This window comes from Bacillus tequilensis (assembly GCF_012225885.1).
Lineage (GTDB): Bacteria > Bacillota > Bacilli > Bacillales > Bacillaceae > Bacillus > Bacillus tequilensis.
This window is the reverse complement of record NZ_CP048852.1, coordinates 2246236-2265461: the sequence shown is the minus strand read 5'-3', so window position 1 is coordinate 2265461 and position 19226 is coordinate 2246236. Positions and strand designations below refer to the sequence as shown.

Genomic DNA, 19226 nt, shown 5'->3' with positions numbered 1-19226 from the left:
GGAAGCGAAATGGAACAATTTTATTACTATTGGTCAATGTGGTTTCTATGGGTTCTGACAACCTTTATTTTTGAAAAAACGAAAAGACGATTTGCCGTCTCTGTCTTTATTTTGACTAATATCATTCTAAGCATACATGACATTCCTTTATATTTTTCCCTGAATGCTGCTTTTTTGATGTTTTTCATCTTCGGGTGTGTCTATGCCGGGTATTTAGGGATGTATCGTTTTCGATATCTCATGGTCTTTCTGACGCTTGTTGGCGGGTATGCGTTTGTCTATCTGTTTGCATTATATGATCCGGTTTGGTTCATCATAAAACCTGAGTGGGCTGCCGTTATATTATTAGTGCTTTTGACCGCCTCGGTGGAAAGGGATTTCGAGAAGCAGCTTGCCTTATTTGTCCTAGGGATGTGTCAAGGCGAACTGGTGTATTCAATTGTGATTCAGAAGTTGGCCGGGACTTTGGCTGTCGGCGGTTTTCAATGGCTGAATACGTGTTCCGCGGGAATGATATTGTTATTCGGCATATCCAAATACGAACAGCTCGCAAGCCAAATCGGTCAAAAAAGCAAGAGATCTAATAAAGGAGCTACCAAAATGTCATGAGTGATTACATCTATCCGATTATCGCCGGAGTGATTGCCGGAGTTGCGACAAGGCTTTATATGCTGAAAACGGATTACCGGCAGTATCCCACCTATATTCATGGAAAAGTCATTCACGTCGCTTTAGGATTGATAGCGGCTGGTTTAGGGGCCATTATTATGCCGGCGCTTTTGCAAGAGGAATTTACGGCTATCACATTTTTAACATTGGCAGCGACGCAATTTAGAGATGTCCGAAATATGGAGAGAAACACGCTGACGCAAATGGATTCGAATGAACTTGTCTCAAGGGGAAGCACATATATTGAGGGGATTGCCATTGCATTTGAAAGCAGAAATTACATAGTGATTTTCACATCGCTTTTGACAACCTCTGCGTATGTGTTTTTATCTATTTGGGCTGCGGTCATAGCAGCTGTTGTTTGTTTTTTGCTGGCGATGAAATTTATGTCGGGCAGTGTATTGAAGGATATTGTAGACATCAAGTACATACAGCCTCACTTTGACGGTCCGGGTTTGTTCGTTGATAATATTTATATGATGAATATCGGGCTTTCTGAGAAACAGGAGCTGATTTTAAAGTATGGCATGGGCTTTATTTTAACGCCAAAAAATTTTAATTCAGCAGCCACGATTGCCAACTTAGGGCAGCGCCAAGCTATTCTATTTGACGTTTCCAATGTGCTCGGGGTTTATCGTGACTCAGGCGAGCCGTCTTTGACACCGATTGCAAAACGGGATTTAAATGATGGGAGAGTGGCAGTCTTTGTTCTGCCGCAAATTCATCACCCCGACACGGCAGTTCAGATCATCAGCAATGTTCCTACCTTGGAAAACGCAATCAGAATGCCGACGGAATTTATCAAGGACCAGGATAAGGTGATAGGATGAGTGAATCTCTCACGAATGTGATTTTGTCTGTGATCACGACGAACAGGAACCGGGCTGCAGGGGGAGCGCCTGTCTTTTTTTGCAATGACCAAAAGGAGATGGAGCTTTTCGCCAAAAATCTAGAAGCGATCCTTGATGGAATCGCGCATAGAATTGGAGATGACGTGTATTTGATCGTGAAACATTTTTAAGAATAGTTGTGATCCCAGTAAAAACTGATATAATAAATGAGTTAAGCCCTTCCTCTGAAGGGTTTCTTTTCATAAAAGTGAATGAAATGATTTTAATAACCGGTTGAAAATTTATGTAAAAATGAAAGCGGCTGGATCGAAAGGAAGGGTACTATGGGTAAACCTGTCGTAGCCATTGTCGGGAGACCAAATGTAGGAAAATCCACAATCTTTAACCGGATTGCGGGAGAAAGAATTTCAATAGTAGAAGATACCCCTGGAGTGACAAGGGATCGGATATACAGCTCGGCTGAGTGGCTGAATTATGATTTTAATTTGATTGATACTGGCGGTATTGATATCGGTGATGAGCCGTTCTTAGCGCAAATTCGCCAGCAGGCAGAAATCGCCATGGATGAAGCGGACGTCATTATTTTTATGGTGAACGGCCGTGAAGGCGTGACAGCTGCTGATGAAGAAGTAGCGAAAATTTTGTACCGCACGAAAAAGCCAGTTGTTTTGGCGGTTAATAAACTGGATAACACAGAAATGAGAGCGAATATTTATGATTTTTATTCGCTTGGCTTTGGCGAGCCGTATCCTATTTCGGGAACACACGGACTCGGACTGGGTGATTTACTGGATGCCGCTGCAGAGCATTTTAAAAACATTCCTGAAACGAAATACGATGAAGAAGTGATTCAATTTTGTCTCATCGGGCGTCCGAATGTCGGAAAGTCGTCACTTGTGAATGCGATGCTCGGCGAAGAGCGCGTCATTGTGAGCAATGTGGCAGGAACGACAAGAGATGCTGTTGATACGTCGTTTACGTACAATCAGCAGGAGTTTGTCATTGTCGATACTGCCGGTATGCGAAAAAAAGGGAAAGTCTATGAAACGACTGAAAAGTACAGTGTGCTGCGCGCGCTGAAAGCAATCGACCGCTCAGAAGTCGTTGCGGTTGTTCTGGATGGCGAAGAAGGCATTATTGAACAGGACAAGCGCATCGCCGGTTATGCGCACGAAGCGGGCAAGGCTGTCGTGATCGTCGTAAACAAATGGGATGCCGTTGACAAAGATGAAAGCACGATGAAAGAATTTGAAGAAAATATTCGTGACCATTTTCAATTTCTTGATTATGCGCCAATCCTGTTCATGTCAGCCTTAACGACAAAACGGATCCATACGCTGATGCCTGCGATTATCAAAGCAAGCGAAAACCATTCGCTTCGAGTGCAGACGAATGTCTTAAACGATGTCATCATGGATGCGGTGGCAATGAATCCGACGCCGACTCATAACGGTTCTCGCTTAAAAATTTATTATGCGACTCAAGTGGCTGTGAAGCCCCCGAGTTTCGTTGTGTTTGTAAACGATCCGGAATTGATGCATTTTTCGTACGAACGCTTTTTAGAAAACCGAATCAGAGATGCGTTCGGTTTTGAGGGGACACCAATTAAAATATTTGCAAGAGCTAGAAAATAAAAAGGTGTGAAGCAAATATGAAAAGAGTCACTATGCTCGGAGCGGGAAGCTGGGGAACGGCATTGGCTTTAGTGTTAGCCGATAATCATCACCATGTAACCATGTGGGGCCACCGTGCAGATCTGATTCATCAAATCAATGATCAGCATGAGAATAAGGACTATTTGCCGAACGTCAAGCTTCCAGAATCAATAGAGGCAACAACGGATATCGATAAAGCTGTTTCGGATGCAGATTTCATTATCGTTGCGGTTCCGACAAAAGCAATTCGGGAAGTGCTGAGACAGGCCGTGCCTTTTCTAACGAAAAAGGCAGTCTTTGTTCATGTCAGCAAGGGGATAGAGCCTGATTCGCTTCTGCGGATTTCTGAGATTATGGAAATTGAGCTCCCGAGCGATGTCAGAAAAGATATTGTTGTCCTTTCTGGTCCGAGCCATGCGGAAGAAGTTGGGCTGCGGCACCCGACGACCGTTACTTCATCTTCAAAAAGCATACGGGCTGCAGAAGAGGTGCAGGATTTATTTATTAATCACAATTTCCGTGTGTACACAAATCCTGACATTATCGGAGTTGAAATCGGTGGGGCTTTAAAAAATATTATTGCCCTTGCCGCAGGAATCACAGACGGTTTAGGGTATGGCGACAATGCCAAAGCTGCCTTGATTACGCGCGGACTTGCTGAAATTGCGAGACTCGGAACGAAAATGGGCGGGAATCCTTTAACGTTTTCTGGATTGACTGGAGTAGGCGATCTGATTGTGACGTGCACAAGCGTCCATTCCAGAAACTGGCGTGCCGGCAATTTGCTCGGAAAAGGGTACAAGCTTGAAGATGTTCTTGAAGAGATGGGAATGGTAGTCGAAGGCGTCCGGACGACAAAAGCGGCTTACCAGCTTTCGAAGAAATATGATGTGAAAATGCCAATTACAGAAGCGCTCCATCAAGTTCTATTTAATGGACAAAAAGTAGAAACTGCTGTTGAATCTTTAATGGCGAGAGTTAAAACCCACGAGATGGAGGATCTGGTCAATACGTTTGGAAATCAAGTGAAGTAAATGTATCAATCGTATGGAAGACCGCATATCTTAATTGAACGAAAGCCCGAAAAAACAGAGGAACACCCAAGTCTTGGGATCTCCTGAAACATTTTGCCGATTTAGGCAATAGAGGATGCATCTGTATGCCAAATCGCATACTATAGCATCGAAGTCCAAGAGAGTGTTTCTTAAACGTGCAGGTGAATATAGTCAAGTTGACTGAAGCGAAGGTCCCCCTCTTTGCTTCAGTTTTTTTTGTTCTATCAAAGGCTGGAAAATTTGGTTGATCTTTTCTGGGGCTGTATATTAAAATTAAAATATAACGCTTACATCATACATATCGGGGAGGCGCAGGTCATTGAGTCTGGCATTGATGAAAATGTGGTTTGCACTAGGGTCTATGGGTCTGATGTTTTTGGCTGTAGCTTCCATCTATTTGAGCCGCTTTAAGTTCCGAAGCCGTTTTCTGAAGATTGCGGTTTCGTCATTCGCTTACATGTGTATGCTCATATCCGGAATTATTGTGTTTGTCGTGGTCTTCAGCGGCCCTGTCAATGAATAAAGCTGTAAAAGGAAGTGCTGTATGGGTAAACTGAAGTGCGCTATGATTTTTGCGGCCGTCGTGTTTTTATCGGGCTGTCTATATCCAAATGAGCGGAAAAGCAGTGGGCACGCTATTCCTTATCAGGACCAGCTAAAGCAGGTTCAGTCTGCTGTTGATGAATTTCAAAAGGCAAATGGGGGGCTGCTTCCCATTCAAACAAAAGATATGTCGACACCGATTTATCAAAAATATCCGATTGACTTTAAACGTTTAGCACCGAGATATATGGCCGAGCCCCCAAGCACGGCATATGAAAGCGGGGGAGACTATCAATACGTGCTTGTTGACGTAGAGAACGATCCGACTGTTAAATTGATTGATCTCAAGATGGCTGAACAAATCCGCGACGTAAAATTACGTGTCCAAATGTACCGCCAGAAACATCAATATCCGCCTTACAAAGAGGTGCTGTCACGCGATTTGTTTACACTTGATGGGAAGAAGCTCGGGGATGGAAGCTCTCTTACAGTGACAAGCCCAATCTCAGGAAATTCCTTGCCGCTCATGATTGACGGAAACGGAGAAATATATGCCGATTACCGGACTGAGCTCGCTTCTTGCCTCAAAAAAAACAAAAAAACGTTTAAACCCGGGGCGGAAATTCAGGATATGATCTGGCAAGAAACCCCCTTTGTCCCCGCATTTTCTGTGAATTATACGGTAAATGACAAACAGGAACCTGTTTTTTTAGAAAATGATATGAAAAAGGAATGAACCTTTCTCCGGTGCATACAAATAGGGAGAAAGGTTTTTTTATACTTTGATAGATTGAGGATGGGAAATTTTCTAAAACTGTCATATTGAAATAGGACAACGTCATACACATATAGTGTCCTGTGTTTGATTGAAAGAGCTTAATAAAATTGATAAGGATAGGAAGTCCGGGAGGGGATCACTTGGAAAAGGTCGATATTTTCAAGGATATCGCTGAACGAACAGGAGGCGATATATACTTAGGAGTGGTAGGTGCTGTCCGTACAGGGAAATCCACGTTCATTAAAAAATTTATGGAGCTTGTGGTGCTCCCGAATATCAGTAACGAAGCAGACCGGGCCCGTGCGCAGGATGAACTGCCGCAGAGCGCGGCCGGCAAAACGATTATGACTACAGAGCCTAAATTTGTTCCGAATCAGGCGATGTCTGTTCACGTGTCAGACGGACTCGATGTCAATATAAGATTAGTAGATTGTGTAGGTTACACAGTGCCCGGCGCAAAAGGATATGAAGATGAAAACGGGCCGCGGATGATCAACACGCCTTGGTACGAAGAACCGATCCCATTTCATGAGGCTGCTGAAATCGGCACGCGAAAAGTCATTCAGGAACACTCGACTATCGGGGTTGTCATTACGACAGACGGCACCATTGGAGATATCGCCAGAAGTGACTATATAGAGGCTGAAGAAAGGGTCATTGAAGAGCTGAAAGAGGTTGGCAAACCCTTTATTATGGTCATCAACTCGGTCAGGCCATATCACCCGGAAACAGAAGCCATGCGCCAGGATTTAAGCGGAAAATATGATATCCCGGTATTGGCAATGAGCGTGGAAAGCATGCGGGAAACAGATGTGCTGAGTGTGCTCAGAGAGGCTCTCTACGAGTTTCCGGTGCTTGAAGTGAATGTCAATCTTCCAAGCTGGGTAATGGTGCTGAAAGAAAACCATTGGCTGCGTGAAAGCTACCAGGAATCCGTGAAGGAGACCGTTAAGGATATTAAGCGTCTCCGAGACGTTGACAGGGTTGTCGGCCAATTCAGCGAGTTTGAGTTCATTGAAAGTGCGGGATTAGCCGGAATTGAACTGGGCCAAGGGGTGGCTGAAATTGATTTATACGCGCCGGACCATTTATATGATCAAATCCTGAAAGAAGTGGTCGGGGTTGAAATCAGGGGAAGAGATCACCTGCTTGAGCTCATGCAGGACTTCGCACATGCGAAAACAGAGTATGATCAAGTGCAAGATGCCTTAAAAATGGTCAAACAGACTGGATACGGTATTGCAGCACCTGCTTTAACTGATATGAGTCTCGATGAGCCGGAAATTATACGGCAGGGCTCACGATTCGGTGTGAGGCTGAAAGCTGTCGCTCCGTCGATCCATATGATCAAAGTAGACGTCGAAAGCGAATTTGCGCCGATTATCGGAACGGAAAAACAAAGCGAAGAGCTTGTACGCTATTTAATGCAGGACTTTGAAGATGATCCGCTCTCCATCTGGAACTCCGATATCTTCGGAAGATCACTGAGCTCAATTGTGAGGGAAGGAATTCAGGCAAAGCTGTCATTAATGCCTGAGAACGCACGGTACAAATTAAAAGAAACGTTAGAAAGAATCATAAATGAAGGATCAGGCGGTTTAATCGCCATCATCCTGTAATGCCGGAAGACCTCTTTATAGAATGGGAGGTCTTTTTTCTTTGCTCTTAATAATGGAAAAGGATCAAGGAATAGGATGAAAAAAGGAAAAAAAGGAATATTTGTTCGGTAAATCACGTTAAATCCTTGACGAGCAAGGGATTGACGCTTTAAAATGCTTGATATGGCTTTTTATATGTGTTACTCTACATACAGAAATTCTTCACTTTGTTGGACAAACATTCCTTAGAGTGCAGTTTTTCTTAAAAAGCCGTTTTATTGTCTTTCTCTTGCCTGCTCTGATTTTTTCTGAGACAGGTTTAGAATCAGACTGAACTGTGAAGAAATGATGATAAACGAACTTAACTTTCCTTTTGGGAGGAGGTGAAAGGCATGAACAAAACAGAACTTATCAATGCGGTTGCAGAAGCAAGCGAATTGTCTAAAAAAGACGCTACAAAAGCAGTTGACTCTGTTTTTGATACGATCTTAGATGCACTTAAAAACGGTGATAAAATCCAACTGATCGGTTTTGGTAACTTCGAGGTGCGTGAACGTTCTGCACGTAAAGGACGCAACCCTCAAACAGGTGAAGAAATCGAAATTCCAGCAAGCAAAGTACCTGCTTTCAAACCAGGTAAAGCGCTTAAAGACGCAGTTGCCGGAAAATAATTGTGAATATAGATCGTGTATGCATCTAGCTTACATACACTTTATTTCTTCACAAAAAAGCCCCTTTCTAAGGGGCTTTTCATATTTCAAGGGCGTGGGCTTTCTGACAGGGCATTCACTTTGCTTTTAGCGGGGCATGTGTGCTAGAATCGAAATTAAATGTATTCATTGGTGGAGGACATAGAACATGAAAGAAGTTAATAAAGAGCAAATCGAACAAGCTGTTCGTCAAATTTTAGAAGCGATCGGAGAAGACCCAAATAGAGAAGGGCTTCTTGATACTCCGAAAAGAGTCGCAAAGATGTATGCCGAGGTATTCTCCGGCTTGAATGAAGATCCAAAAGAACATTTCCAGACTGTCTTCGGTGAAAACCATGAGGAGCTTGTTCTTGTAAAAGATATCGCGTTTCATTCTATGTGTGAGCATCACCTTGTTCCCTTTTATGGAAAAGCACACGTTGCATATATACCGCGAGGCGGGAAGGTCACAGGACTCAGCAAACTGGCACGTGCCGTTGAAGCCGTTGCAAAGCGTCCGCAGCTTCAGGAACGTATCACGTCTACAATTGCGGAAAGCATTGTAGAAACGCTTGACCCCCATGGCGTAATGGTGGTGGTTGAAGCAGAACACATGTGCATGACGATGCGCGGTGTAAGAAAACCGGGTGCAAAAACTGTCACTTCAGCAGTCAGAGGCGTTTTTAAAGATGATGCCGCTGCCCGTGCGGAAGTATTGGAACACATTAAACGCCAGGACTAATAAAGATAGAGGGTGCTATAAATGAACGAAAAGCATTCAAGTGATTTTGTCGTCATTAAAGCGGTTGAGGACGGAGTGAATGTGATCGGCCTGACAAGGGGAACAGACACAAAGTTTCACCATTCCGAAAAACTCGACAAGGGAGAAGTGATCATCGCTCAGTTTACAGAGCATACTTCTGCCATTAAAGTCAGAGGAGAAGCACTCATTCAAACCGCATACGGAGAAATGAAAAGCGAAAAAAAATAAGCTGGCTGTCCCCGCTGTTAAAAGCAAAATGCTCGCAAACAGCGGGACGATACAGCCAATTTCTTTTTTTTATGCTATAATGATATCTGCGTAAGTGAATGAAAAGATAAAACTCATACATAGATTAGAAATAAATGTGAATTTGGGGACAAGGGTGATATTTTTGCAAGACATCTACGGAACTTTAGCCAATTTGAACACGAAATTAAAACAAAAGCTGTCTCATCCTTATTTAGCGAAGCATATTTCCGCGCCGAAAATTGATGAGGATAAGCTTCTTCTTTTTCATGCTTTATTTGAAGAAGCTGACATAAAAAACAACGACAGAGAAAATTATATTGTAACAGCGATGCTTGTGCAAAGCGCCCTTGATACCCATGATGAAGTGACGACAGCCAGAGTCATAAAACGAGACGAAAACAAAAACCGCCAATTGACTGTTCTCGCAGGCGATTATTTCAGCGGGCTGTACTACTCTTTACTATCTGAAATGAAGGATATCTACATGATTAGGACGCTTGCTACAGCCATCAAAGAAATCAATGAACATAAAATTCGGCTGTATGACCGTTCTTTCAAGGACGAACACGATTTTTTTGAGAGTGTCGGCATCGTTGAATCAGCTTTATTCCATCGGGTGGCGGAACACTTCAACCTCCCTCGCTGGAAAAAGCTGTCAAGTGATTTTTTTGTATTGAAGCGGCTTATGAACGGGAATGATACATTTCTGGATGTGATCGGCAGTTTTATACAGCTTGGAAAAACAAAAGAAGAGATACTGGAAGATTGTTTTAAAAAAGCGAAAAACAGCATTGAGTCACTTTTGCCTCTAAATTCACCTATTCAGCATATTTTATTAAACCGTCTGAAGACAATCAGCCAAGATCAAACCTATCATCAGAAAGTGGAAGAAGGGTAAACCATTATGCAGGACTCAAAAGAACAGCGCGTACACGGAGTATTTGAAAAGATATACAAAAACTACGACCAAATGAACTCTGTCATCAGTTTTCAGCAGCATAAAAAATGGCGCGACAAAACGATGCGCATCATGGATGTCAAAGAAGGCGCCAAGGCACTTGATGTCTGCTGCGGAACAGCTGACTGGACGATCGCTCTTGCAAAAGCAGCCGGCAAAACCGGCGAGGTCAAGGGCTTAGACTTCAGTGAAAATATGCTGAGTGTCGGCCAGCAGAAAGTGAAAGCTGGCGGATTCAGCCAAATTGAACTGCTGCACGGCAATGCGATGGAGCTTCCTTTTGATGATGATACATTTGATTATGTCACGATTGGCTTCGGTCTCCGCAATGTCCCTGATTACTTGACTGTACTGAAAGAGATGAGACGTGTGGTAAAGCCGGGCGGCCAGGTGGTATGTCTGGAAACATCCCAGCCGGAAATGTTCGGATTCAGACAGGCTTACTTTATGTACTTTAAGTATATTATGCCGTTTTTCGGTAAACTGTTTGCCAAAAGCTATAAAGAATATTCTTGGCTTCAAGAATCAGCCAGTGAATTTCCTGGAATGAAGGAACTGGCAGGCCTGTTTGAAGAGGCGGGCTTAAAAAATGTCAAATATCATTCGTTTACTGGCGGAGTCGCTGCCACGCATATCGGATGGAAATGAAAACACAGATGTTTGGGTGAATGATATGAAATTTAAAATGGCCTACTCTTTTTTAAATGACGATATTGATGTGATCGAACGAGAGCTTGAACAAACCGTACGTTCTGACTACCCGCTTTTAAGCGAGGCGGGTCTTCATCTGCTGCAGGCAGGAGGAAAACGCATTCGGCCTGTTTTCGTGCTGCTTTCCGGCATGTTTGGCGATTACGATATTAATAAGATTAAATATGTCGCCGTCACTCTGGAAATGATTCACATGGCCTCTTTGGTACATGATGATGTCATTGATGATGCTGAGCTTCGCAGAGGAAAGCCGACAATCAAAGCAAAATGGGACAATCGCATTGCGATGTACACAGGCGATTATATGCTGGCGGGATCTCTTGAAATGATGACGAGAATTAACGAGCCAAAAGCCCATCGGATTTTGTCACAAACGATTGTTGAAGTGTGTCTTGGAGAAATTGAGCAAATCAAAGACAAATACAACATGGAACAAAATCTCAGAACATATCTCCGCCGGATCAAACGTAAAACGGCCCTCCTGATTGCGGTCAGCTGCCAGCTTGGTGCTATTGCGTCCGGAGCAGATGAAAAGGTTCATAAGGCGCTGTACTGGTTTGGGTATTATGTCGGTATGTCTTATCAAATCATTGATGATATTCTGGATTTTACCTCAACTGAAGAAGAGCTGGGCAAACCCGTTGGAGGAGATTTGCTTCAAGGGAATGTCACATTGCCAGTGCTGTACGCCTTGAAAAATCCAGCACTAAAGAACCAGCTTAAATTGATTAACAGTGAGACAACGCAGGAACAGCTCGAACCGATCATTGAAGAAATCAAAAAAACAGATGCGATTGAAGCATCTATGGCAGTAAGCGAAATGTATTTGCAGAAAGCCTTCCAGAAATTAAACACGCTTCCTAGAGGGCGCGCACGTTCATCTCTTGCAGCCATCGCGAAATATATTGGTAAAAGAAAATTTTAATTTTTGTAGATATTAAGAATTTTCTCCGCCCCGGATTGATTAATAATCAGAAAGATGTTACGATTTCGGTGTGCAGTGTAAAGCCTATACATACATAATGATGGGGTGGAGAATATGATGGAAAAGACTTTTATCATGGTGAAACCAGACGGTGTCCAACGTCAGCTCATTGGTGACATTTTATCCAGATTCGAACGTAAGGGCTTACAATTAGCTGGCGCCAAGCTAATGAGAGTGACTGAACAAATGGCTGAGAGACACTACGCTGAACATCAAGGGAAGCCTTTCTTCGGAGAGCTCGTTGAGTTTATTACTTCAGGACCTGTATTCGCAATGGTGTGGGAAGGCGAAAATGTCATTGAAGTGACGAGACAGCTGATCGGAAAGACAAATCCTAAAGAAGCTCTACCTGGCACGATTCGGGGAGATTATGGCATGTTTGTCGGAAAAAACATCATCCACGGCTCTGATTCTCTCGAAAGTGCAGAACGTGAGATTAACATTTTCTTTAAGAATGAAGAATTAGTATCATATCAGCAGCTCATGGCAGGCTGGATCTATTAATCATTGTGAAAATAAGCTACAGAGCCGGCATCATGTAACACCGCCGGTTTTTGATTTTTCTTGTAAAGGTTTACATTGAAGTGAATAAAGGGTTCAATCGCAGTGTGCATCAGACCGCTGCTGTCCCCAATCATCTAAAATCAGCTGAAAAGCTGATTTTTTTATTGAAATAATACAATTTCCTGATAAAACAAGCTATACTAGGACAAAAAGACAGCGAGATTGGGAGAGTAGAGATGGATACATACAGCGTATTTACAGCGAAATGGAAACAATTAACCGGGGTCGATTTGACACTATATAAAGAAGCACAAATGAAGAGAAGGTTAACGTCACTTTATGAGAAAAAGGGATTTCAAAACTTTAAGGACTTTGCGGCGGCGTTGGAAAAGGATCAAGCTCTTTTAAATGAAACATTGGACAGAATGACAATCAATGTTTCAGAATTTTATCGTAATTATAAAAGATGGGAAGTTCTTGAGACTGCTATTCTGCCGTTAATCAAGACGTCTAAGCCTTTAAAGATTTGGAGTGCCGCCTGCTCAACGGGTGAGGAGCCATACACGCTTGCCATGCTTTTGGATCAGCAAAAAGGTCTGTCAGGCTATCATATTATGGCGACTGATATTGATGAAAAGGCATTGGAAAAAGCGCAAAAAGGCGTCTATCAGGAGCGGTCTTTACAGGAAGTCCCGTCATCTGTGAAGGATCGTTATTTTATTCAAAACGCAAATAGAAGCTATGAAGTAAGACCGGAAATCAAAAAGAATATTACATTCAAAAAACACAATCTGCTGGCGGATCGTTATGAACAAGATTTTGACTTAATTGTGTGCCGCAATGTATTTATCTATTTCACTGAAAGCGCGAAGGAAGAGCTTTATTTTAAAATGGCACATAGCTTGAAAAAGAATGGCGTTCTTTTTGTCGGCAGCACCGAGCAAATTTTTAATCCTGAGAAGTTTGGACTTGTGCCAGCCGATACATTCTTTTATCAAAAAAGATAGACTGACTTTTTGCTGAAAAATATGTTATAGTAGTTTTACTTAAAAGCGTTAATGCGATGAAGGGAGAAGGAGTCATGAGATATTTAACAGCCGGAGAATCACACGGCCCGCAACTGACAGCCATTATTGAAGGAGTGCCTGCCGGGCTTTACATAACGGAGGAAGATATCAATTTTGAGCTTGCCAGACGCCAAAAAGGCCATGGGCGCGGCCGCCGTATGCAGATCGAAAAAGACCAGGCCAAAATTATGAGCGGGGTGCGCCATGCCCGTACGCTCGGCTCACCCATTGCTCTTGTGGTAGAAAATAACGACTGGAAACATTGGACGAAAATTATGGGTGCTGCTCCGATTACAGAGGATGAAGAAAAGGAAATGAAGCGCCAAATTTCCAGACCGAGACCTGGGCATGCTGACTTAAACGGTGCGATTAAATATAATCATCGTGACATGAGAAATGTACTTGAGCGCTCTTCAGCAAGGGAAACAACTGTCAGAGTGGCGGCAGGCGCTGTTGCTAAAAAGATTCTTTCCGAACTCGGCATTAAGGTGGCGGGTCATGTGTTGCAAATTGGTGCAGTTAAAGCTGAAAAAACAGAATATACGTCAATTGAAGATCTGCAGCGTGTAACGGAAGAGTCTCCAGTCAGATGCTACGATGAAGAGGCAGGCAAAAAAATGATGGATGCCATTGATGAAGCGAAGGCAAACGGAGATTCCATCGGCGGAATTGTAGAAGTCATTGTCGAAGGAATGCCGGTAGGCGTTGGCAGCTATGTCCATTATGACCGCAAGCTGGACAGTAAGCTTGCTGCTGCTGTGCTGTCAATTAATGCGTTTAAAGGTGTGGAATTCGGCATCGGATTTGAAGCGGCGGGCCGAAATGGAAGCGAAGTCCATGACGAGATCATTTGGGACGAGGAAAAAGGGTATACACGCGCTACCAACAGACTTGGAGGATTGGAAGGCGGCATGACGACAGGAATGCCGATAGTCGTCCGCGGAGTCATGAAGCCGATTCCGACTTTGTATAAACCGCTGAAAAGTGTGGATATTGAAACGAAAGAACCGTTTTCTGCCAGCATTGAACGCTCAGACAGCTGTGCAGTGCCTGCGGCAAGTGTTGTAGCTGAAGCGGCTGTAGCATGGGAAATTGCGAACGCAGTCGTTGAACAATTCGGCTTAGATCAAATCGACCGCATTAGAGAAAATGTGGAGAATATGAGAAAACTGTCGAGGGAATTTTAATGAAAACACTGCATGTTCAAACTGCTTCCTCGTCGTATCCTGTTTTTATCGGAAAAGGCATCAGAAAAGAGGCTTGCGAACTATTAACCTCTTTAAACAGGCCTTTAACACGGATCATGCTTGTCACGGATGAAGAGGTAGACCGCTTGTATGGTGATGAAATGCTTCATTTGCTGCAAGAAAAATGGCCCGTGAAAAAAGTGACCGTGCCGAGCGGAGAGCAGGCGAAATCCATGGACATGTACACAGACCTGCAGAGTGAAGCGATTCGTTTTCATATGGATCGCTCCTCATGCATCATCGCTTTTGGTGGCGGTGTTGTTGGAGATCTTGCCGGTTTTGTGGCGGCCACTTTTATGCGCGGCATCGATTTCATCCAAATGCCGACAACTCTCTTGGCGCATGACAGCGCAGTTGGAGGAAAAGTAGCTGTGAATCATTCGCTCGGAAAAAATTTAATCGGTGCGTTTTATCAGCCGAAGGCAGTGTTATATGATACAGACTTCCTGCGTTCTCTGCCTGAAAAAGAGCTTCGGTCCGGAATGGCAGAAGTGATTAAGCACGCTTTTATCTATGACAGAGCGTTTCTGGAAGAGCTGCTGAATATCCGCTCGCTGCACGATATCACCAGTGATCGGTTGAATGACATGATATTTAAAGGTATTTCAATTAAAGCCTCTGTCGTTCAGCAGGATGAAAAAGAAGAGGGAATCAGAGCTTACTTGAACTTTGGACATACGCTCGGCCATGCCGTTGAGGCTGAATATGGATACGGACAGATCACCCATGGTGATGCTGTAGCCCTCGGAATGCAGTTTGCTTTATATATAAGTGAAAAGACCGCGGGCTGTAAAATGGACAGAAAGCGTTTGGTCAGCTGGCTGAAAAGCCTGGGCTATCCGAGTTCACTTAAAAAAGAGACGGAAACATCGGTTTTATTGGACCGTATGATGAATGATAAGAAAACCCGCGGCGGGAAGATTCAGTTTATCGTGCTCAACGAATTAGGAAAAGTTGCTGATCACACATTTTCCAGAAATGAACTTGAGAGCTGGCTGAACAAATGGCGATTGGAGGAGACATCATGATGATTCGCGGAATTCGCGGAGCAACTACTGTTGAACGGGATACTGAAGAAGAAATTTTACAAAAAACAAAACAGCTGTTAGAGAAAATCATAGAAGAAAATCATACAAAACCGGAAGATGTTGTTCAAATGCTTCTTTCGGCTACACCTGACTTGCACTCTGTTTTCCCGGCAAAAGCTGTTCGCGAGCTTTCAGGATGGCAGTATGTACCGGTAACATGTATGCAGGAAATGGACGTAATAGGCGGTCTGAAAAAGTGCATAAGAGTGATGATGACCGTCCAGACTGATGTTCCTCAGGATCAGATCAGACATGTATATTTAGAAAAAGCGGTCGTATTAAGACCCGATTTATCATTGACAAAAAATACTGAATTGTAATACGATAGGAACAGCTTAGAAATACACAAGAGTGTGTATAAAGCGATTGAATGAGTTGAGTTAGAGAATAGGGTAGCAGAGAATGAGTGTAGTTGAGCTGAGACATGTATGTTTATTCTACCCAAAAGAAGCCTTTCTTTTGGGTTTATTTGTTATATTATCGTTTATCCTCTCATGCCATCTTCTCATTCTCCTTGCCATAAGGAGTGAGAACAATGAATTTCCAATCAAACATTTCTGCATTTTTACAGGACAGCTTGTCCTGCCACACGATACCGATTGTGGAGACCTTCACAGTCGATACACTGACACCCATTCAAATGATAGAGAAGCTCGACAGGGAGATTACGTATCTGCTTGAAAGCAAGGACGATACATCCAATTGGTCAAGATATTCGTTTATCGGTCTGAATCCATTTCTGACAATTAAGGAAGAACAGAGCCGCTTTACAGCTGTTGATCAGAACGGCAGATCTCTTTACACAGGAAATGACCTAAAAGAAGTACTGAATTGGATGAATACAACGTACAACATCAAAACACCAGAGCTGGGCATTCCTTTTGTCGGCGGAGCTGTCGGGTACTTAAGCTATGATATGATCCCGCTGATTGAACCTTCTGTTCCTTCGCATACAAAAGAAACAGAAATGGAAAAGTGTATGCTGTTTGTTTGCCGGACATTAATCGCGTATGATCATGAAACCAAAAACGTCCACTTTATCCAATACGCAAGCCTCAATGGACGGGAAACAGAAAAAGAAAAAATCGATGTGTTTCATCAAAATCATCAAGAGCTTCAAGATCTCATAGAAAAAATGATGAATCAAAAAAACATAAAAGAGCTGTTTCTCTCTGCTGATTCATATAAAACGCCCAGCTTTGAGAACGTATCTTCCAATTATGAAAAATCTGCTTTTATGGCTGATGTAGGAAAAATCAAAGAATATATAAAAGCGGGAGATATCTTCCAGGGCGTGCTGTCACAAAAATTTGAGGTTCCGATAACAGTAAATGCCTTTGAGTTATACAGAGTGCTTAGGATCGTCAATCCTTCTCCGTATATGTATTATATGAAACTCCAAGACAGAGAAATAGTCGGCAGCTCTCCGGAACGATTAATCCGTGTTCAGGACAGACACCTGGAAATCCATCCGATTGCCGGTACGAGAAAACGCGGCGCGGACAAAGAGGAAGATGAAAAACTCAAAGTTGAGCTGATGAAGGATGAAAAAGAAAAAGCGGAGCACTACATGCTCGTTGATCTTGCCCGGAACGATATCGGCAGAGTAGCGGAGTATGGATCTGTTTCTGTGCCTGAGTTCACAAAAATTGTTTCCTTTTCACATGTCATGCATATTATCTCGGTGGTTACAGGCCGATTGAAAAAAGAGGTTCATCCTGTCGATGCATTGATGTCCGCTTTCCCGGCGGGAACTTTAACAGGCGCTCCGAAAATCCGCGCCATGCAGCTTTTGCAAGAGCTCGAGCCGACACCGAGAGAGACATACGGAGGCTGCATCGCCTACATCGGATTTGACGGAAATATCGACTCTTGTATCACAATTCGCACGATGAGCGTAAAGAATGGTGTCGCATCGATACAGGCGGGAGCTGGAATTGTTGCCGATTCAGTTCCGGAAGCTGAATATGAAGAAAGCTGCAATAAAGCAGGTGCGCTGCTGAAAACGATTCATATTGCAGAAGACATGTTTCATAGCAGGGAGGCTGAAGCTGATGAACAAATATCTACAATTGTGCGTTGATGGAAAAACACTTACTGCCGGTGAGGCTGAAGCGCTGATGAATATGATGATGACAGCGGAAATGACGCCTTCTGAAATGGGCGGTATATTGTCTGTTCTTGCTCATCGGGGAGAGACGCCAGAAGAGCTTGCGGGCTTTGTGAAGGCGATGCGGGCGCGCGCCCTTACAGTCGATGGGCTTTCTGATATTGTGGACACATGCGGAACCGGAGGAGACGGTATTTCCACTTTTAATATCTCAACGGCATCGGCAATTGTTGCCTCAGCAGCAGGTGCGAAAATTGCTAAGCACGGCAATCGGTCTGTCTCTTCTAAAAGCGGAAGCGCTGATGTGTTAGAGGAGTTAGAGGTTCCGATTCAAACCACTCCCGAAAAGGTCAAAAAAAGCATTGCAGCCAACAACATGGGATTTCTTTTTGCACCGCTTTATCACGCGTCTATGAAACATGTAGCAAGTACTAGAAAAGACCTAGGTTTCAGAACGGTATTTAATCTGCTTGGTCCGCTCAGCAACCCCTTACAGGCGCAGCGGCAGGTGATCGGGGTCTATTCCGCTGCAAAAGCTGGACTGATGGCAAGCGCACTGGAGATATTTCAGCCGAAGCACGTCATGTTCGTGTCAAGTCGTGACGGTTTAGATGAGCTTTCAATTACGGCACTGACCGACGTGATTGAATTAAAGGACGGGGAGCGCCGGGAATATACCGTTTCACCCGAAGATTTCGGTTTTACAAATGGCAGACTTGAAGATTTGCAGGTGCAGTCACCGAAAGAGAGTGCCTGTCTCATTCAGAATATTTTTGAAAATAGAAGCAGCCGCTCCGCTTTATCAATTACAGCTTTTAATGCAGGAGCTGCGATATACACAGCGGGGATCACCTCCTCACTGAAGGAAGGAACAGAGCTGGCGTTAGAGACGATTACAAACGGAGGCGCTGCTGCGCAGCTTGAACGACTAAAGCAGAAAGAGGAAGAGATCTATGCTTGAAAACATTATCAGACAAAAGAAAGAAGAAGTAAGAACATTAGTCCTGCCGGAAGAGCAGCCTTTCGAAAAACGTTCATTTAAAGAGGCACTGTCAAGCCCGAATCGGCTGATTGGGTTGATTGCCGAAGTGAAGAAAGCATCGCCGTCAAAAGGGCTCATTAAAGAGGATTTTGTCCCTGAACGGATTGCAAAAGATTATGAAGCTGCGAAGGCAGATGCGCTTTCCGTTTTAACAGACACCCCGTTTTTTCAAGGGGTAAACCGTTATTTGTCAGACGTAAAGCGTGCTGTTTCGATTCCTGTACTCAGAAAAGATTTTATTATTGATTCTCTTCAAGTGGAGGAATCAAGAAGAATCGGAGCGGATGCCATATTGTTAATCGGCGAGGTGCTTGATTCCTTGCACCTTCATGAATTATATCTTGAAGCTGGTGAAAAGGGGATGGACGTTTTAGTAGAGGTTCATGATGCAACAACGCTGGAACGAATACTGAAGGTGTTCACGCCTGGTATTCTCGGCATAAACAACCGAAACCTAAAAACTTTCGAAACATCTATAAAACAGACAGAACGAATCTCATCCCTTGTCCCGAAAGAATCACTTCTTGTCAGCGAAAGCGGAATCGGTTCTTTAGAACACTTAATATTTGTCAAAGAACATGGGGCGAGAGCTGTGCTTGTTGGTGAATCATTGATGAGGCAAACATCACAGCAAAAAGCCATCCATGCTTTGTTTGGAGAGTGA

Annotated in this window: 22 protein-coding genes; all 22 read left to right on the top strand. The window is 43.6% G+C overall.

Annotation, left to right across the window (positions count from 1 at the left end; all coding sequences use genetic code 11):
* Window positions 1-9 precede the first annotated feature (9 nt).
* The 22 genes from G4P54_RS12020 to trpC all read left to right on the top strand — a co-directional run bounded on the left by G4P54_RS12020 (window position 10) and on the right by trpC (window position 19226).
* Complete coding sequence (locus G4P54_RS12020) at window positions 10-609, top strand: YphA family membrane protein (protein WP_167872775.1); 600 nt, start codon at window positions 10-12, stop codon at window positions 607-609.
* On the top strand, window positions 606-1499 hold the full coding sequence (locus tag G4P54_RS12015; protein WP_024715235.1) for a YIEGIA family protein: 894 nt from the start codon (window positions 606-608) through the stop codon (window positions 1497-1499). The genes G4P54_RS12020 and G4P54_RS12015 overlap by 4 nt, the downstream gene beginning before the upstream one ends.
* Entirely contained in the window at window positions 1496-1690 is a 195-nt protein-coding gene (locus tag G4P54_RS12010; protein WP_024715236.1) for a capping complex subunit for YIEGIA, read from the top strand. Before G4P54_RS12015 ends, G4P54_RS12010 begins: the two co-directional genes overlap by 4 nt.
* Before the next feature lie 153 nt (window positions 1691-1843).
* Complete coding sequence (der, locus tag G4P54_RS12005; protein WP_024715237.1) at window positions 1844-3154, top strand: ribosome biogenesis GTPase Der; 1311 nt, start codon at window positions 1844-1846, stop codon at window positions 3152-3154.
* A 17-nt stretch (window positions 3155-3171) separates the two neighbouring features.
* Window positions 3172-4209 carry an NAD(P)H-dependent glycerol-3-phosphate dehydrogenase gene (locus G4P54_RS12000; RefSeq protein ID WP_024715238.1) on the top strand — a complete coding sequence of 346 codons (1038 nt, stop codon included), beginning with the start codon at window positions 3172-3174 and terminating at the stop codon, window positions 4207-4209.
* Between the two features lie 340 nt (window positions 4210-4549).
* Entirely contained in the window at window positions 4550-4753 is a 204-nt protein-coding gene (locus G4P54_RS11995; RefSeq protein ID WP_024715239.1) for a DUF2768 domain-containing protein, read from the top strand.
* Between the two features lie 21 nt (window positions 4754-4774).
* Window positions 4775-5509, top strand: a complete 735-nt coding sequence (locus G4P54_RS11990) for a YphF family lipoprotein (RefSeq protein WP_024715240.1) — start codon at window positions 4775-4777, stop codon at window positions 5507-5509.
* Between the two features lie 182 nt (window positions 5510-5691).
* Entirely contained in the window at window positions 5692-7170 is a 1479-nt protein-coding gene (spoIVA, locus tag G4P54_RS11985) for a stage IV sporulation protein A (protein ID WP_024715241.1), read from the top strand.
* Between the two features lie 371 nt (window positions 7171-7541).
* Window positions 7542-7820, top strand: coding sequence for a non-specific DNA-binding protein Hbs (gene hbs, locus G4P54_RS11980; protein WP_003153447.1), 279 nt, complete (start codon window positions 7542-7544; stop codon window positions 7818-7820).
* Window positions 7821-8007: 187 nt separating this feature from the next.
* Window positions 8008-8580, top strand: a complete 573-nt coding sequence (gene folE, locus G4P54_RS11975) for a GTP cyclohydrolase I FolE (RefSeq protein WP_024715242.1) — start codon at window positions 8008-8010, stop codon at window positions 8578-8580.
* Window positions 8581-8601: 21 nt separating this feature from the next.
* Window positions 8602-8829, top strand: a complete 228-nt coding sequence (gene mtrB, locus G4P54_RS11970) for a trp RNA-binding attenuation protein MtrB (RefSeq protein ID WP_003225517.1) — start codon at window positions 8602-8604, stop codon at window positions 8827-8829.
* A 163-nt stretch (window positions 8830-8992) separates the two neighbouring features.
* Entirely contained in the window at window positions 8993-9748 is a 756-nt protein-coding gene (hepS, locus tag G4P54_RS11965) for a heptaprenyl diphosphate synthase component 1 (protein WP_024715243.1), read from the top strand.
* A gap of 6 nt (window positions 9749-9754) precedes the next feature.
* Window positions 9755-10456 (top strand): demethylmenaquinone methyltransferase, encoded by a 702-nt coding sequence (gene menG / locus G4P54_RS11960; RefSeq protein ID WP_024715244.1) that lies wholly within the window; start codon window positions 9755-9757, stop codon window positions 10454-10456.
* 25 nt (window positions 10457-10481) lie between these two features.
* On the top strand, window positions 10482-11444 hold the full coding sequence (gene hepT / locus G4P54_RS11955; RefSeq protein ID WP_024715245.1) for a heptaprenyl diphosphate synthase component II: 963 nt from the start codon (window positions 10482-10484) through the stop codon (window positions 11442-11444).
* Between the two features lie 114 nt (window positions 11445-11558).
* Entirely contained in the window at window positions 11559-12008 is a 450-nt protein-coding gene (gene ndk, locus G4P54_RS11950) for a nucleoside-diphosphate kinase (protein ID WP_081719866.1), read from the top strand.
* Between the two features lie 236 nt (window positions 12009-12244).
* The gene (cheR, locus tag G4P54_RS11945) at window positions 12245-13015 is read left to right on the top strand and encodes a protein-glutamate O-methyltransferase CheR (RefSeq protein ID WP_167872774.1); all 771 of its coding nucleotides are present in this window, start codon (window positions 12245-12247) and stop codon (window positions 13013-13015) included.
* Window positions 13016-13089: 74 nt separating this feature from the next.
* Entirely contained in the window at window positions 13090-14262 is a 1173-nt protein-coding gene (gene aroC, locus G4P54_RS11940) for a chorismate synthase (protein ID WP_024715248.1), read from the top strand.
* Window positions 14262-15350 (top strand): 3-dehydroquinate synthase, encoded by a 1089-nt coding sequence (gene aroB, locus G4P54_RS11935; RefSeq protein ID WP_167872773.1) that lies wholly within the window; start codon window positions 14262-14264, stop codon window positions 15348-15350. The genes aroC and aroB overlap by 1 nt, the downstream gene beginning before the upstream one ends.
* Window positions 15347-15730, top strand: coding sequence for a chorismate mutase (gene aroH, locus G4P54_RS11930; RefSeq protein ID WP_167872772.1), 384 nt, complete (start codon window positions 15347-15349; stop codon window positions 15728-15730). The genes aroB and aroH overlap by 4 nt, the downstream gene beginning before the upstream one ends.
* Before the next feature lie 215 nt (window positions 15731-15945).
* Entirely contained in the window at window positions 15946-17493 is a 1548-nt protein-coding gene (gene trpE / locus G4P54_RS11925; protein ID WP_167872771.1) for an anthranilate synthase component I, read from the top strand.
* Entirely contained in the window at window positions 17465-18481 is a 1017-nt protein-coding gene (trpD, locus tag G4P54_RS11920; RefSeq protein ID WP_167872770.1) for an anthranilate phosphoribosyltransferase, read from the top strand. The genes trpE and trpD overlap by 29 nt, the downstream gene beginning before the upstream one ends.
* Window positions 18474-19226 carry an indole-3-glycerol phosphate synthase TrpC gene (gene trpC / locus G4P54_RS11915; RefSeq protein WP_167872769.1) on the top strand — a complete coding sequence of 251 codons (753 nt, stop codon included), beginning with the start codon at window positions 18474-18476 and terminating at the stop codon, window positions 19224-19226. Before trpD ends, trpC begins: the two co-directional genes overlap by 8 nt.

What these genes read in the sequence shown, in the direction of transcription:
- G4P54_RS11990 (WP_024715240.1), top strand. Translation starts at nt 4,775, where the DNA reads ATGGGTAAACTGAAGTGCGCTATGATTTTTGCGGCCGTCGTGTTTTTA.
- hepT (WP_024715245.1), top strand. Translation starts at nt 10,482, where the DNA reads ATGAAATTTAAAATGGCCTACTCTTTTTTAAATGACGATATTGATGTG.
- G4P54_RS12020 (WP_167872775.1), top strand. Translation starts at nt 10, where the DNA reads ATGGAACAATTTTATTACTATTGGTCAATGTGGTTTCTATGGGTTCTG.
- G4P54_RS12015 (WP_024715235.1), top strand. Translation starts at nt 606, where the DNA reads ATGAGTGATTACATCTATCCGATTATCGCCGGAGTGATTGCCGGAGTT.
- menG (WP_024715244.1), top strand. Translation starts at nt 9,755, where the DNA reads ATGCAGGACTCAAAAGAACAGCGCGTACACGGAGTATTTGAAAAGATA.
- folE (WP_024715242.1), top strand. Translation starts at nt 8,008, where the DNA reads ATGAAAGAAGTTAATAAAGAGCAAATCGAACAAGCTGTTCGTCAAATT.
- trpE (WP_167872771.1), top strand. Translation starts at nt 15,946, where the DNA reads ATGAATTTCCAATCAAACATTTCTGCATTTTTACAGGACAGCTTGTCC.
- aroH (WP_167872772.1), top strand. Translation starts at nt 15,347, where the DNA reads ATGATGATTCGCGGAATTCGCGGAGCAACTACTGTTGAACGGGATACT.
- der (WP_024715237.1), top strand. Translation starts at nt 1,844, where the DNA reads ATGGGTAAACCTGTCGTAGCCATTGTCGGGAGACCAAATGTAGGAAAA.
- G4P54_RS12010 (WP_024715236.1), top strand. Translation starts at nt 1,496, where the DNA reads ATGAGTGAATCTCTCACGAATGTGATTTTGTCTGTGATCACGACGAAC.
- aroC (WP_024715248.1), top strand. Translation starts at nt 13,090, where the DNA reads ATGAGATATTTAACAGCCGGAGAATCACACGGCCCGCAACTGACAGCC.
- trpC (WP_167872769.1), top strand. Translation starts at nt 18,474, where the DNA reads ATGCTTGAAAACATTATCAGACAAAAGAAAGAAGAAGTAAGAACATTA.
- cheR (WP_167872774.1), top strand. Translation starts at nt 12,245, where the DNA reads ATGGATACATACAGCGTATTTACAGCGAAATGGAAACAATTAACCGGG.
- hbs (WP_003153447.1), top strand. Translation starts at nt 7,542, where the DNA reads ATGAACAAAACAGAACTTATCAATGCGGTTGCAGAAGCAAGCGAATTG.
- aroB (WP_167872773.1), top strand. Translation starts at nt 14,262, where the DNA reads ATGAAAACACTGCATGTTCAAACTGCTTCCTCGTCGTATCCTGTTTTT.
- mtrB (WP_003225517.1), top strand. Translation starts at nt 8,602, where the DNA reads ATGAACGAAAAGCATTCAAGTGATTTTGTCGTCATTAAAGCGGTTGAG.
- G4P54_RS12000 (WP_024715238.1), top strand. Translation starts at nt 3,172, where the DNA reads ATGAAAAGAGTCACTATGCTCGGAGCGGGAAGCTGGGGAACGGCATTG.
- ndk (WP_081719866.1), top strand. Translation starts at nt 11,559, where the DNA reads ATGATGGAAAAGACTTTTATCATGGTGAAACCAGACGGTGTCCAACGT.
- trpD (WP_167872770.1), top strand. Translation starts at nt 17,465, where the DNA reads ATGAACAAATATCTACAATTGTGCGTTGATGGAAAAACACTTACTGCC.